10 protein-coding genes are annotated in these 15,153 nt (G+C 61.6%); 6 read left to right on the forward strand and 4 right to left on the reverse strand.

The annotated features are described in order from the left end of the window. Positions 1-143 precede the first annotated feature (143 nt). The 3 genes from Hrd1104_RS10065 to Hrd1104_RS10075 are packed head-to-tail and all read left to right on the forward strand — an operon-like array spanning position 144 to position 3,300. Entirely contained in the window at positions 144-1,142 is a 999-nt protein-coding gene (locus Hrd1104_RS10065; protein ID WP_154552634.1) for a carbohydrate ABC transporter permease, read from the forward strand. Between the two features lies 1 nt (position 1,143). Continuing rightward, positions 1,144-2,103 carry a carbohydrate ABC transporter permease gene (locus tag Hrd1104_RS10070; protein ID WP_154552635.1) on the forward strand — a complete coding sequence of 320 codons (960 nt, stop codon included), beginning with the start codon at positions 1,144-1,146 and terminating at the stop codon, positions 2,101-2,103. 6 nt (positions 2,104-2,109) lie between these two features. After that, positions 2,110-3,300 carry an ABC transporter ATP-binding protein gene (locus Hrd1104_RS10075; protein WP_154552636.1) on the forward strand — a complete coding sequence of 397 codons (1,191 nt, stop codon included), beginning with the start codon at positions 2,110-2,112 and terminating at the stop codon, positions 3,298-3,300. 55 nt (positions 3,301-3,355) lie between these two features. Here the strand turns inward: Hrd1104_RS10075 and Hrd1104_RS10080 are convergent, their stop codons facing one another. From Hrd1104_RS10080 to Hrd1104_RS10090, 3 genes are all read right to left on the reverse strand, one after another. Next, on the reverse strand, positions 3,356-4,837 hold the full coding sequence (locus tag Hrd1104_RS10080; RefSeq protein WP_154552637.1) for a glycoside hydrolase family 32 protein: 1,482 nt from the start codon (positions 4,835-4,837) through the stop codon (positions 3,356-3,358). Positions 4,838-4,918: 81 nt separating this feature from the next. Further along, positions 4,919-6,022, reverse strand: a complete 1,104-nt coding sequence (locus Hrd1104_RS10085) for a TrmB family transcriptional regulator (RefSeq protein ID WP_229770461.1) — start codon at positions 6,020-6,022, stop codon at positions 4,919-4,921. Positions 6,023-6,204: 182 nt separating this feature from the next. Then, positions 6,205-7,203 (reverse strand): hypothetical protein, encoded by a 999-nt coding sequence (locus Hrd1104_RS10090; protein ID WP_154552638.1) that lies wholly within the window; start codon positions 7,201-7,203, stop codon positions 6,205-6,207. A gap of 619 nt (positions 7,204-7,822) precedes the next feature. On the opposite strand from Hrd1104_RS10090, the gene Hrd1104_RS10095 reads away from it, so the two are divergent. Then, positions 7,823-10,099, forward strand: a complete 2,277-nt coding sequence (locus tag Hrd1104_RS10095; RefSeq protein ID WP_154552639.1) for an alpha-amylase family glycosyl hydrolase — start codon at positions 7,823-7,825, stop codon at positions 10,097-10,099. Positions 10,100-10,129: 30 nt separating this feature from the next. On the opposite strand, the gene Hrd1104_RS10100 is transcribed toward Hrd1104_RS10095, so the two are convergent. After that, positions 10,130-12,412, reverse strand: coding sequence for an alpha-amylase family glycosyl hydrolase (locus tag Hrd1104_RS10100; RefSeq protein WP_154552640.1), 2,283 nt, complete (start codon positions 12,410-12,412; stop codon positions 10,130-10,132). A gap of 175 nt (positions 12,413-12,587) precedes the next feature. Between Hrd1104_RS10100 and Hrd1104_RS10105 the strand changes: the two genes are divergently transcribed. Beyond that, complete coding sequence (locus Hrd1104_RS10105) at positions 12,588-12,776, forward strand: hypothetical protein (RefSeq protein WP_154552641.1); 189 nt, start codon at positions 12,588-12,590, stop codon at positions 12,774-12,776. Between the two features lie 342 nt (positions 12,777-13,118). Then, the gene (gene malA, locus Hrd1104_RS10110; protein WP_229770462.1) at positions 13,119-15,050 is read left to right on the forward strand and encodes an alpha-amylase MalA; all 1,932 of its coding nucleotides are present in this window, start codon (positions 13,119-13,121) and stop codon (positions 15,048-15,050) included. Positions 15,051-15,153 lie beyond the last annotated feature (103 nt).

Raw genomic sequence — 15,153 nt, forward strand, 5'->3', positions numbered from 1 at the left:
CCGATCCCGTCGGCATGGAGAGACAACCAAAGCTGGGACACACGTTCAAACGAATCACAATATTCAAATGATAGACTTGAGGATGACCGAACGCATGATTGAGTGGCAATCACACGCAAATACTGACAGAGGTGCCCCGACCCATGGGAGTTGAGGGAACACGGTCCTCAGAGCGGGGTGGCGTCGTCTCGCGCCTGGCGACGTGGACGGAAAACCTGAGCGAGCAAACCTACGCGTTGTTGTTGCTGGCTCCAGGATTTCTCATCTTGCTCCTGTTCGCCTTCTGGCCGCTTGCATCGTCGTTCCGGATGTCGTTCTTCGAAGACGTCATCGTCGGCCCGGAGAGTCTGGGCGGGTTCATCGGGCTCGAAAATTACGTCAGTTTGCTCACCGACTCGAACGCCTTCGCGACGTTGACGTTCCTGGATCCGGCGATGGAAACGCCGCTCCTCCAGCAGGCGCTCGTCGTGACGCTGTTGTTCGCGATCATCAGCGTCGCCGGGGAGACCCTGCTCGGATTCGCGTACGCGATGTTGATGAAAGCGGAGTATCGTGGCCAGCGACTCGTCCGCGTCCTGATCATCATCCCGTGGGCCATTCCGATCGTCATCCAGGGGATGATCTTCTTCCTCCTGTTCCGGCCCGGGTACGGATTGTTGACCGGCCCACTCCATCAGCTGGGAGTGTTCTCACAGCTACCGCTGGGTGATGCATTCAGTGGCTTTGTCATCGTCACGGTAGCCGACATCTGGAAGACGTCGGCGTTCATGGCGCTTTTGATCCTGGCCGGGATGGAGAGCGTCAACCAGGACCTGTACGAAGTAGCCGACGTGATGGGTGCCTCGACCTGGCAGCGGTTCCGGTACATCACGTTCCCACTGGTCTTCCCCGCGCTCATGGTCGCGATGCTATTCCGGACGATGGGGGCACTCCGCGTCTACGGGATCATCGAGTCCACCGGAGTCGGTTGTTCGACAGTCCCATCGATGACGTGTCTGGTGACGGAGTTTACCTTCGGATCGACGACACTGTACGGGTCAGCAGCAGCCGTGAGCGTCCTCATCGCCATCACGGTCGGCGTGTTCATCTCGGTATATCTGCTGTTCATCCGGTACAGCAACCAGAGCCTGGGGTTGACATAGTATGAGTATCGACGCACAAGACCACGACGACGCAGAAACGCTCGACGACCAGGACGAGGAGTCGAAAAACCGAATCCAAGCGTGGGCCGCCGACTGGATACGCAACCCACAGAAGGCCTACGCGGTGCTGGGTGTGTTCATGGGCGGCGTCTTGCTGACGACGACGTTGTTCCCACTGTACTGGCTGTTCGCGGTCGCGATGGCACCGCCAGGCCAGACGAACATCCCACTGATCCCCACGGAGATCGATCTCTACGCCTTCGTGGATATCTTCCAGCAAGTGCCGTTCGCGCGGTTCATGTTCAACAGCCTGTTTTACGCGACTACCGTCACCGTCGTCGTGATTCTGGTCGCGAGTCTGGCAGGATACGCGTTCGGCCGTCTGGATTTCCGCGGCAAACTTCCGCTGTTGTTCTCACTGCTCGTACTGAGCTGGTTCCCGCCCGCGACACTGTTCTTGCCGTTGTTCCGGGCGTTCAACCAGCAGGTGAAGATGCTCGGCCTCTTCATGCTCCCGGCGGAGGTATACGGGACCCCAGGGGCCGTGATCGCCCCGCTCAGTGCATTCACGATGCCGCTTGCGGTCTTCATCCTCATGACCTTCTACGCGCAGATCCCCGACGGACTCGAAGACGCCGCCAGAGTCGAAGGGTCGACCCGGATCGGGGCGCTGTTCAGAGTCATCATGCCGTTGTCGGCACCGGGAGTGGCCACAGCCGGCATCCTGACGTTCATTACTGTCTACACGGAGTTTTTCTTCTCGTTCCTGATGACCGGCGATGCAGCAAGCGAGTGGGCACCGATCGTCAACGGCGTCCTCGCCTTCCAGTCGCGGTACACCGTTCGGTACGATCTACAGGCCGCAGCGAGTCTCGTCGCGATCGTGCCGGTCGCGATCCTCGTCGTCCTCGCACAGGATAAGATCGTAAGCGGACTGACACAAGGAGCACTCAAGGAGTAACTAACGATGGCACGAGTCAAACTCGACGACGTATCGAAATCATACGAGGACGTAATGGCAGTCAACAACATGAATCTCGATCTGGAGGACGGCGAGTTCATCACGCTCGTCGGTCCGTCCGGCTGTGGGAAATCGACGACACTCGAGACAGTCGCCGGGCTCACCAAGCCGACATCGGGGACCATTCACATCGGCGACAGGGAAGTCACGAACCTCCCGCCAAAGGACCGTGGGATCGCGATGGTGTTCCAGAACATCGCACTGTTCCCCCACATGGACGTCTATGACAACATCTCCTTTGGCCTCCGGCTTCGTGATTTCCCGAAAGACGAGATCGACGAGCGGGTCGAAGACGCAGCCGAGGTTGTCGAGCTGGAGGGGATGCTCGACCGGATGCCCGACGAGTTGTCCGGTGGCCAGCGGCAGCGCGTCGCGATTGCTCGGTCGATCGTCCGGGACCCGGACGTGTTCCTGATGGACGAGCCGCTGGCGAATCTGGATGCCAAACTCCGGGTCAACATGCGGACCGAACTCCAGCGGCTACACAAGCAACTGGAGACGACGATCATCTACGTCACCCACAACCAGGCCGAAGCGATGACCATGTCCGATCGGATCGCCGTCATCAACGGGGGCGAACTCCAACAAATTGCCCCGCCGTTGACCTGTTACAACGAGCCGGCCAACCGGTTTGTCGCGGGATTCATCGGCTCGCCGTCGATGAACTTCGTTCCCGCAACGGTGGGAGACGGCGACCTGCAGGCGGACGGGTACTCCCTGTCGTACGATACCGCCGCCGTCGACGGCCTCGCCGCCCGCGAGGCGGTCGAAATCGGCATCCGGCCCGAAGATATCTATCTCGTCGAAAACGAAGCAGAAGCGGCCGAGCCAAGTACCCGCGTCGAGGTCGTCACCGACGTGCTCGAACCGATGGGCGATGAGATTTTCGTCTATCTCAAACCGGTCGAGGCCGGCAGTGAAGACGGGATGGGAAGCGTCGAAGAGCGTGAAGGCCTGTTGATGAGTGTCGATCCGGCGACCGACATCACCGAAGACCAAACGGTCGAGATCGTCTTCGACCGGTCCCGGCTCCACCTCTTCGATACGGATAGTGGCGCTGCGATCTCACACGGAGTGATCCAGGGTGCGATGATGGGTACCGGGTCCGGCGAAGACGAAGCACAAGCCGACGACTGAACGGCGGTCGTTTTTCGGGCGATAGTCTGGCCGGACCGATCGTCGGGCGTCTGACTCACTCGTTGGCGTGCCAAATATCGTCCATCGTCCAGACGTCCAGAGAGTGCAGGTGGGCCGATCCCCGACGCGCGAGCAACGAGATAGCAGTACTCTCCACGTTCGGATACACCCGCGCCGTAAGCGTCTGGCGGCCGTTGGCGAACACCTCGACGATAGTTGTATCGACGAACACCCGGAGGTCCAGTAACTCGTCGTCGTCGAGTACGAGCGAACCGACTTCCGGCGGGCGGGCAAGTACCGCGGCGTCGGTACTCGAGTGACTCGTGTCGATCCCGAGGGCGTCGCTTCCACGCCAGTAGGAGATCGTCGTCCGTTCGGACCCATCCTGGGACCCCAACACGCCGAGATCGAGTTGGTCAGCATCACCGAGATCGACCGTCGCGTGGAGTTCGATGCTCCGACCGCCGGGTTCGGGGAACTGCCACTCGTCTTCGGGCGAGAGGGAGACTGATTCGACACGACGGTGATCGCGCCGTATCGTCCGGAGTTCTTCGACGGGTTCGAGGCGGAGTTGGCCGTCCTCGATCGAGAGGTCGCGGGGCAGACCGATCACGCCCGCCCAGCCCTCAGTGGGAGTGTCCTGCCAGTTCCGCCGGCCCTCGACCACGTTGAAGAAGGCGACGCGTCGGTCGCCCTCGTGGAGGACCGACGGTGCGTGGAGGTTCCCCTGGTCGACGGGGCCGTGATTCAAGCGGCCGTGCGTTTCGATATCGAAGGTCGGCCCTGTATCGTCGTACTCACCGACGTAATAGTGAGGCCCTCGCGGATGGGAAAAACAGAGAAGGACGTGTTTTCCGTCGAGGGCAAAGAAGTTCGGGACCGCCCCGTCTTCGTCGGGGTCGGTATAGAACCCGTCTTCGAGGAGTGGCCCGTGATAGGTCCACTCCCGGAGGTCGTCGGATTCGAAGAGAAACTCGGTGGCCCGGCGGTCGGTCTTCCAGCCCGACAGCAAGCGATAGATCTCACCGTCGGCCCACAGGCAGGGATCGAAGATCTCGTAGGGCGCGTCCTCGTCGACCGGAACGACCGGATTCGCCTCGAACTTCTGGAAGTCGAGGAGATACTCGTCAGTTCCAGTCGCGAGGCAGATCCCCGCATCCGTTCCGAAGTACGCCAGGAGTACGCGCTCGTCTTCGACGAGTGCCTGTCCGCTGTAACACCCGCGTTCGGGACCACTGTCTGGCCCGAGAGCGATCGGGAGATCACGCCAGTGGACGAGATCGTCGCTGACAGCGTGCCCCCAGTGCATAGCTGCGTCCCACTCGCGGGTTTCGGGGATAGTCGGCGGCCAAAACTGATAGAACAGATGATACCGACCGTTCCAGTACAGGGCTCCATTAGGATCGTGAAGCACTCCCCCCGGCGGGAAAAAATGGTAGTTGGGACGGAACGGGTCATCGTCGAAGCGTCGTCGCCGGGCCCGCGCCTCGGCGGTTCGCTCCGCAATCCGGTCCGGAAGTGCCGTCACGTGGTCCATACGTTGGTGCGAGCGTGCGGGAGTATAAAACCCGACGGACGGCCCCGACGTTTCGTCGGCGAATTCGTCTCGAAGCGGTCGTCAGTCTTCGATCGATTCGATGACGATGCGGGTCGCCTCGTAATCTTCGATGACGGCACCCCAGCCCCCGATCTCGATTTCCCGCTCTCCAGTGTCTAAGACGATGGTCGCCTGCCCGCCGTGATACAGGACTGGCGCGTCGGCCGGATATTTCTCGAGTCCGGTGTAGTAGACGTCGACGATCGTCCCGGCGAGGGAACGAGACGCCTCGGTGTCGACAGCAACAGCGTCGATCGTCGCCGTAATCGTGGCCCCGTCCGAGAGGGGCGTGGCAATGTCTCGGATGCATTCACGGACGTTGATGTACGTCATCGGTGGGGCGTCAGCGTCCGTCACGAGTTGCTCTAAGTTCGACTCCCAGATACCGGCGAGGAAAAACCAGTGGAAGATGTAGGCGTAGGTTCGATCCTTGACGATCATCCCGTATCGATTCATCGACAGTTTGTGCGGCGCGAAACAGGTCGTCGTCCGATCGACGACCGCCACGAAGGGGACCGGGACTGGCCGGTAACCGACTTCCGTCGCGACGTTTTCCAGCTCGTCGAGGTCGGGAAACGGTTCGTCACTGTCTTCGTCGATATAGATCCCAATCCGAATGTGAACGCCGTTCTCGTGGGCCGCCTCAAGCGTGGGGCGGAGTTGCTCGAACTGGTCGAGGTTCACTGCCAGCTGCACCTGGTCGCTCGCTTCGCGGATGATCGCCGCAGCTTGATCGAGAACCGTGTCGATCCGCTTGACGAAATTCACCGTGTGAGTCTCGATTGTCGGCGCTTCCCACAGGTTCTCGATCTCGTCGGCAGCAGTCTCGAAGTTGGTCGCCCGCTCACGGAGATCCTCCAAGATGGCCGCGGGACTGAACGCTCTGGCCCGGAGGCTGTCCTGTTCGTAGGTCTCGATGTACCCAGCTTCCTCAAGATCTCGCAGCACGTCGTAGATCCGCGGATCGGGAACGTCACTCTCCTTGGCGATTGTCGTCGCCGACGCCGATCCGAGCTTGAGAATCTCGACGTACGCACTGGCCTGGTACGGAGAGAGCCCAGCGTCTTCGAGTATCGTCGTGAGTGTCGCCTCGTTCATCGCCTGCGTTTCGGAAGTGTCAGTCATTGTATTCGATAGATGTCGTCGATACGATCGCGGTCGGCACGCTACCGGCGATTGTCCGGCTGTACCGACGTGTCGAACCCGGGCCACCAGTATCGCCTCGCAAAAGCGACGTGAACTGCGGAGTGTCGTGACCCATACTAGCAATAGATTTACAACTCGAATTGTAAAAATCTTTTCGCGGGTCAGTTCGTCGACTCGAGGGACATAACGCGCCTTCGAAGAGACGCCCGCAGACGGCGACGTCCCGGACAGCGGTGGGACACAGCGAACCGATCGGCTGGCACAGACGAATTTGCCCGTGATGGCGACGTCCCTCGGGTACTCCTGAACGGCTGGTGACCGTAAACTGGCACTGGCACCTGATCAGGCAACGCTGTCTTCGGCGGGAAACTCGAACACTCGCTGTTCACACTCCGGGCAGACGAGGAGATCCTTCGGGGGACACCGGAATCCGCGTAGGCCCCACAGCAGTTGGCCTCTGTCGAGGGGACGATCTCGGAGCCACAGACGGGACAGACAGAGAGAAACATCCGGAGAGAGCGTGCCCCGGCGAGTCGAAGCGAATCGTCGAGAGACGATTCCAGCGCCCGATAGGCACCCAGTTCGGTGATTGCGACGAGTTGGGAGAGATATTCGTCGTTGGCCCCGAGCACGAACCACAGTTGGTCCTCGACGTCCAGTGGTTCGGCGTCGGTGATATGTGGAATCGTTCGTTCGATCTCGGTTGCAAGCTCCTCGTCGGAAAGGGCCGCGAGTCGCTCCATTTCGTCGTGCCAACTCGAATCGACCGCATCAGTGAGTTCGACCGTGTCGTCGGCGACCGTGACGACACCAGCTGCCGCGAGTTCGTCCAAGACGGCATCGCCGTCGTCTTCGACGTCGCCGAGCGATGTAGATGCTTCGGGACCTGGTGTCGGTGTTCCGTCGTGAAATATCGAGGACGGGATCGGGGCCGCCTCGACGAGGCGCGGAGCGAACTTCGGCGTGTACGGGACCACATAGCCACGGAGGTAAACCAGGCCCGCGCCGATCGCGGCTACCGCGAGACTGGTGAGCGTTCGCTCTCGTCGATACAGCAGCGCCGCGGCCACACCCACCAGAACGGTGTTGACAACAGTACACGGCAAGCACCGATTCTCGCCGGTGTAGGCTGGCTCCGTGAGTTGCTCGAGAGGATCCATATCTCCGATTGTCGTGACGGGTCGTAATGACTGCTGTGGATACGATGTCTCACAATGACATTCACGTGGCGGAGGGCCAATCGAGCAAGCGAGAGCGAAGGCAGTCTCGATAGATGATCGCCAGGCCGCCTGCCAGGGGCGCGTTCTCGTCGTTGTGGGGGCACCCCGGAAGGAAATGCAGCGGCTGTTCGAACGTCGAGCAGTGAACCCAACCGAGCGGGCGTCTATCACCGAACTGCGCCAACGATCGATCAAAACAGCAATGAGCGAGGCCCGCAGATGAGCGTACGAGACCCAAACGAGAGCTCGCGTTGTGAGACGGGCCAGGACCGATAACGCCGTCAGTGCCGACACCGGGATGCCAGCAAAGCGAAAGGGGACGGTAGGCTCGAAACGAGCCAGCAGGCAGGTTGCCGTCCCGTCTCTCGGGACGATCGGACGGCTATATCCGGTCGATCCGGGAGTGACCGACGACGATTCGTCTCACAGAGTGACGCGGACAAGAACACCCCCACAGGAGGCACCGACTCGGTGCCGACGGTCGAAGAAACTAACAGAAGAGCGGAGCATCGAGCGCTAGTGACGGACACTGCACACAGTATAAGAGAAGCCTGATACGATGGTTAGACACGATCCCGATGTCAACCCAGCCAACTGGGACGACAACAATCCGGTAGAAGCACTACACGAACGACTCACGGACCGCTATGCCGACCACCCTGAGGGCGAGACCATCCTCGACCGTCTCGAAGCGAACCTACAGACGTTCTGGGAAGCGTTCTCGACGGTCTACGGCGACGACGCCCGATCGGCCGAGTGGGCGATTCGAGCCGTCGATGCGGCGGTTTCGGGATACGAAAGTCGCGACGAGGAACTCCGGGCACTCGATCGTGAGCGCGCCCAGCAGCCCGACTGGTTCCAGCAACCCGACCACGTCGGGTACATGGCCTACGTAGACCTGTTTGCCGGTGATCTCGATAGTGTCCGCGAGAAGATCCCGTACCTGAAAGAGCTCGGGGTGACCTATCTCCACCTGATGCCACTGCTAGAGCCCCGGGACGGGCGGTCTGACGGAGGGTACGCAGTCAAAGACTACCGGTCGGTCGATTCCGATCTCGGGACGATGGGGGATCTCCGCACCCTCGCCGCGGATCTCCGAGAGGAAGACATCTTGCTATCGTTGGACTTCGTGATGAACCACACTGCCCGAGAACACGAGTGGGCACAAGCCGCCCGTGCCGGCGAGAAGCGCTTCGAGCAGTTCTATCTCACCTTCGAGGACCGGACCGAGCCCGACCAATACGAGGAGACCGTTCCCGAGGTCTTTCCCGACTTTGCGCCGGGCAATTTCACCTACGATGAAGCGATGGACCGGTGGGTCTGGACGAGTTTCTACGACTTCCAGTGGGATCTCGATTACGCGAATCCGGACGTCTTCGTTCAGATGCTGCGGGAGATGCTGTTTATCGCAAACGTTGGGACGGATTCGCTTCGCCTCGATGCAGTCCCGTTCCTCTGGAAAGAGATGGGGACAGACTGCCGGAACCGGCCGGAGGCCCACGAGATTCTCCGGGCCTACCGCGCCCTGGTGCGGATTGCCGCGCCGGGTGTCCTCTTTAAGGCCGAAGCGATCGTCTCACCCGAAGAGACGGTCAAGTACCTCGGGACGGGCGGCCACGAGGGCGAGGAATGTGAGATTGCCTACGGCGCGCCGCTGATGGCCCACGCCTGGCACGCACTGGCCCGTGAGGACGCCCGATTGCTCTCTCAGGCGATGGCAAAACTCCCACAGACACCCGAGTCGGCGACCTGGCTCAACTACGTCCGGTGTCACGACGACATCGGCTGGGGACTGGACAACGGCGACGTCCAAGCCGCCCTCGGGCGCGATCCGACGGCCGAACGCCGGTTCTGTGCGGACTTCTACGCCGGCGACACGACAGACAGTTACGCAGAGGGGTACCGTTTCCAGGTCGATGAAGCGACCGGCGAGGCCCGTACCTCCGGAACGATGGCGGCCCTAACCGGTCTCCAGCGTGCCCAAATCGAAGGCGACAGTGAAGATGTCGATACGGCGATCCGCCGTGGCCTCCTGTTGCACAGCGTCGTCTACGCAATGAAGGGCATGCCACTCCTCTACAGCGGCATCGAGATCGGACAGCGCAACGACTTCTCGTATCTCGCTGATCCGCTCAAGGCCGACGACAACCGGTGGGTCCACCGCCCGTCGTTCGATTGGGACGCCGCCGAGAAGCGAACCGAAGACGATACCGTCCAACAGCGGCTATTTGACGGGATCGCCGCGCTCTCGGATGCCCGAAAGGGACTGACGCCGGTACACGCCCAAGGCGACGAGCGCGTCCTCGAGGTCGGGCCAGCCGAGGTCTTCGCCGTCGAGCGCGTCTACGACGACGAGCGCATGCTGGCATTCGCGAACTTCTCGGGCGAGCCACAGGCAGTGCCACTGGACGGACTCGCGGACGTCTGGACGCGGGGCGGACTCGTAGACATCCTCGACGACGAGACAGTGACCTTCGCCGACCGCCGACTCTTGGTGGCTCCGTACGGGTATCGGTGGGTCCAGCCCGCTCCCGAGTTCGAGTCGGGTGAGCCAGTCTCGACGCCCATCGCGGTCGATGTCGAGACCGAATGGGGAACGGAAGTCTACCTCACAGGGAGTCTCGACGCACTCGGGAACTTCGATCCCGACAAAGCAGTCCCGATGGCCGCCGACGAGTACCCGACGTGGACGGCCGAGATCGAGGTTCCCGAAGGCACCACCTTCGAGTTCGAGTGGCTCAAAAAGCGTGACGGCAAGGTAGTCGAGTGGTCACCAGACCGCTACGGGGCAACGGCCGGCGATGGGACAGTACTCAGCGGGCTGGATCGTCCGTAACCAGGGTCCGACACGGGACCGGGAGATAAGTTACGGATCGTTCGGCAGTGGTTCGTCCTCGTGCCAGTAGTTGCCACCCTGCTCGAACAGCGTCGGCGTCTCGAAGACGGCGAGCGTCTCGACTTCGACGGTCACCGCGTCGTCTTTGCGATCGACGAGCAAGTCCTCGCCAGTGAATAGATCGTGTGTCTCGACCGGCAGCCGGAGGTCGACCCAGTGAGAGTGATCAGCGAAGTTGATCACGACGACGCGTTTTTCCTCGCCAGCGTCGCGGCCAAACACCAGCACGTCGTCACCGGCCGCCGCCCGGTGGGCCTCCCGAACGAGGGTCGCCTCTGGACCCAAGACCGGCGACTCGTGATAGAAGTCGACGAGGGCCGAGACGAACTCGAGGTGTGGGGCGTCGTATTCCGCCCAGTTCATGAACGCCCGCTTGTACGGGTCGGCCTTGATGTCGCCCGTCTGGTCCTCGCGACCGGCATAAGGGCTCTCCCGGCGCTCCCCGTATTCGGAGATCAGGCGCTCTTGGCCATAATAGAGGAAGGGGACGCCCGGCAGCGTGAACGCGGCGGCGAGGGCCGCACGCTGGGCCGCCGCGGGGTCGGTGCGGTGGCCGTTGGCTGTCGCCTCGTAGTAGAGTCTGGACTCGTCGTGGTTCTCGGTGGCGTTGATGAGGCGTGAGTACGACGGGAAGCCATCGTTTTGCCGCACCTCGATGGCACCGATGAGGTCTTTTGGCGGTCGTTCCCCGCGAGCGACGGCGTGGGCCGTCCGCATGAACTCCGTCGAGTCAAAGTGCAGGTCGAATTCGGACTCGCCCATCTCCGGGATGCGTGGGATCGATTCATCGAGCCACAGGAAGGCCTCGTCTTTCTCGCGGGTCAACCGCCGGGCTTCCGTCCAGAAGGAGTGAGGGACGCCCCACGCGATGTCACACCGGAACGCGTCGACGATATCCGACCAGAAATCCACGACGGCAAGAATGTGCTCTCGCAGCGCCAGATTGCCGTAGTTCAGGTTCGGGTGCAGGCGGACGTCGAAGAAGCTCGTCTGGGCCGGGGTGGCGTCGATGCCGTTGGTCCGGGATTGGCGGTCGAACCAGTCGAAGTACGGCGAGTCGGTATCCCAGGCGTCGACCTCGGGGAACCCGTTGGGATCTTCCGGCCCGTCGCCGAGATCGGCGATCGTGTCTTGCCAGTACGCGTGGTCCCAGCCGACGTGATTGGCGACGAGATCGAACGCTACTTTGATGTCGTGATCGTGGCAGGTCTCGACGAACGCCTCGAACGCCTCGATCGTGCCGAGGTCTTCGGCGACGGTAAAGTAATCGCTGGTATCGTAGCCGTGGGGACCGCCCGGCGGGGTGTCGGCCGTCCCGCTCCAGGCAGGGACGATCGGCGTCAACCAGAGGAGGTCGATGCCCAACTCGTCGAGGTACTCTACTTTCTCGGTGAGGAACTCGAAGTCGGTTTCGCCCTTTTGGCCGGCAAACGACCGCGTGAAAATCTCGTAAACGACGGCATCGTCGAGCCACTCGGGGGCACGATTAGGGTAGGATACTGACGTCTCGTCCGGGTCGAGGACGATTTCGTCGGTCGTGCCCAGGCGGACGCCATCGTAGGGAGCGGCGAACACTCGCGTCGGCTCATCCAGTGCCTCGATGGGCACGCGGGCAGTGTTCCCCTCGACGTCGATCTCGTCACGATCGAGAGACGCGGCGTCGTGCGGGAGAACCAAGACAGCCAGATCCTCGGGGGCCGCGTAGCTATCGGGCGCGAGTTCCGGGTTCGATTCGATCACGAACTCACCGGCGTCAGCATCGTAGGCCCCGTCGAGTGCGAGCCGTGGCGGCCCGCCGGTCGCCTCTCGGGCGTCGGTTGGGAGTTCGTCTTCGATATCGAATAGCTCGGTGCCGTCTTCGGTAACTGGCGGCGGAACCACCTCGATGGTCAGCTCGTGGGTACCGTCTGGTGCATCGAGTTCGAAGACGTACGTCCCCGATTTGTCCGGTTCGAATTCGGCGGTATTGTGTGTCCCCTCGTCGTACTGCTCGGCGTCGTTCTCGAAGGGCGTCGGCGCGTACTCGAGGCCCGCTTTGCTGCCCTCTGGTTTCTCTCGGAGGCGCCAGACGAACGTCTCTTTCCGATACGGGTCGGGATCGCGTTCAGGCGTGCCCGTGATCGTCGGCGCGAGGTTGTCTCTGTCGTAGCCATGTTCCATGTCGACGTAGATCGGGTCGGCGATGCTCTCTCCCAACTGGAGAAACCGTGGCGGACCCGGATGGTGGCTGTCAGAATCGTCGTGTTCTGTCATCGTATTTATCGAGTGATGTTCTCTCCGCCATAAGCGGAGAGGGACGGCGTCCCGTACCGCAAGTCGGACATTTGCCGGTCGACGAGACGGCCTGTTCTCTCGTGGTGGACGTCCCGCCCGCGCAGTCGAACAAGTGTGGCGATAGCTGTGCCACACGGCCGTTAGCTATCACCGAGTGGGAAGTCACGGGGAGCGGTTTCTGTCTGCTGGTATCGACTCCGTGCACGTCGCCAGGTGCAACGATACCGCATCGGGTGCACTCCCACAAGCCACGCCCAACACGACCGGCATCATCTTCGTCCGCACACACTGGACGGCGATGATGACCGCACTCGCCGGGCATTTCGACCGTGAGGCCGTGTAGTCGATGAGATGCAGCAACCATCTGGGAGTGGTTCTGGATACGACAGACCCAAAGGCTGCATGCGGTTTATATCTGCTACCCGTTGGTATGGGTCGCTTATTTTTAAACACCGGGGAAGGGCCAGCTGTGGTGTTGCCGATGGATTGTATCGTGGAGTGCCAACGCGAATCCACGGTCGAATAGTCGTGGTATTGCGTTTGCTCCGGCGATAATGCGAAAGGGTGTCCGAGAGCGTGATCCCCCTTTGCCAGTGAACTGCCTCGGGGTCAAGTCCCGAGGCAGAGTGGTCGGTGAACGTCATCCCCACAGTTATTTTCAACACCCGTACCAAACAGGTAGAGTATGTCCATGCACCATCCTGGACCACCGCGCTTTCTCGCCGTGGGAGAGTCGACCGAGCTCGCCCCGCGAAAGCCCGACCCGTCGGGTACGTACACCTGGCGTATCGAGGAGGCTCCAGATGGGAGTCACACAGTAGTGGGCGACGATGCCGTCGAGACGTTCGCCCCGGATGTCCCGGGGCGATACACTATCGTCCTCTCAGCACCGGACGGGGAACACGAACTCACCATCCGAACGTTCCCGGCTGAGATGGCAATCGCCGACGAGACAGCGACGCCCACGAACGGACACAGCGGCGCGAGCGGTAGCAGTGAGACTGGAAAGACAAGCGGGACCACAGGCCGATCCGATTCGGGCGTTGGCTCCGGGCATGGCCCTCCAAAGCCCGGCAAAGCGCGACCACGACTGACACTCGAAAGCGAACAAGACGGGAGCACAGTCGTCTTGCGAGCCCAGCCACAGACCGAACCACACCGCGGCGCGCCAGCCGCTGATCTCGACGTCGAATTCTACGTCGACGACCGTGATACACTGGATGGGTATACAGTCGACGGTCGTGAACTACACGTCCCAATCGAGGCACTCGACGACGACGCCCGCGTTCATGCCATCGCGGTCGGCGAGCAGTACAGCGTACCCGATTCGGTTTGCCTCCACCCGGATGGGACTGTCGACCGGCTCAACGAGCCCCCGGCCTGGAGCAAGGAGATGACGCTCTCGGAGATCTACGTCCGAGGATACGTCGACCCCGAGCCCGGCCAGTCGATGTTCGAGGCGATCACCGAGAAACTCGATTACATGCAAGATCTCGGCGTCGACACGCTGTGGTTCACGCCCGTCCTCCAGCATGACGGCAACGATCACGGCTACAATATCACGGCGTTCTTCTCGATCGCAGAAGACCTCGGTGGGGAAGACGCGTTCCGGACGTTGGTCGCCGAGGCCCACGATCGGGACATGCGCGTCCTCTTCGATCTCGTGCTCAATCACTCGGCCCGGGACCACGAGTTCTACCAGCGTGCCCTGGCCGGTGACGAACAGTACCTCGAATGGTACGACTGGAAGGACCGCGAGGCCCGTGAACCCGAGACGTACTTCGACTGGGAGTTGATCGCGAACTTCGACTATACGAACCTCGAAGTCCGTCGCCACCTGCTGGATGCGGTCCAGAAGTGGGCCGGGATCGTCGACGGCTTTCGGTGTGACATGGCCTGGGCTGTCCCCATGCCATTCTGGCAGGAAATCCGCGAGACAGTCAAGACCGTCGACGAGGAGTTCCTCTTGATGGACGAGACGATTCCGTACGTCGCAGACTTCCACAACCTCTGTTTCGACGTCCACTTCGACGCCGGGCTGTACTTCGACCTGTTGCAGATCGGACGGGGCAATCAGCCGGCCAAACAGCTCTATGAGTCCCTGGAAAGTCGCTACCGGATCGGCTTCCCGGATCACGCAGGCTTCCTGACGTACATCGAGAACCACGACGAGGAACGGTACGTGTCGGCAGTCGGGACCCACGCTGTCCGGGCGGCCGCGACAGCGACGTTCACGCTGCCCGGCATGCCGATGCTCTATGCGGGCCAGGAGTTCGGCGAGCGCAAGCGGCGCGGGGAGCCCGACTGGGACCACCCGGACGAGGAGTTACTCGAATTCTACCGACAACTCAGTAGCACGCGCGAGGAGATCGACGCCCTAGGAGGCGAGGCTGAGTTCGAACCCGTCGAAGTCGAAACAGACTCCGAACGAGTCATAGCCTACGCTCGCGGGAGCGGGACGGACCGCTACGTCGTCGTGTTGAACTTCGGCCACGAACCGAGAGCAGTCGGACTCCCCGAGACAGCTGTCGAGCCAGTCGACGAACTGAGCGACGAGAACGTAGCCACAGAGGCCGGTGTTACCGTCGAGGACGCCGTCATCCTCCCGGCAGAGTAAGGAAACGGGAGCGTTTCGACCGGGTGCGTGAAAAGACGTGTACACGGCTGGGCAGTCCGCCAGTGCCGGATGTCGTACAGCAGCCAAGAGAAAACAGGCAGAG

Source organism: Halorhabdus sp. CBA1104 (assembly GCF_009690625.1).
GTDB lineage: Archaea > Halobacteriota > Halobacteria > Halobacteriales > Haloarculaceae > Halorhabdus.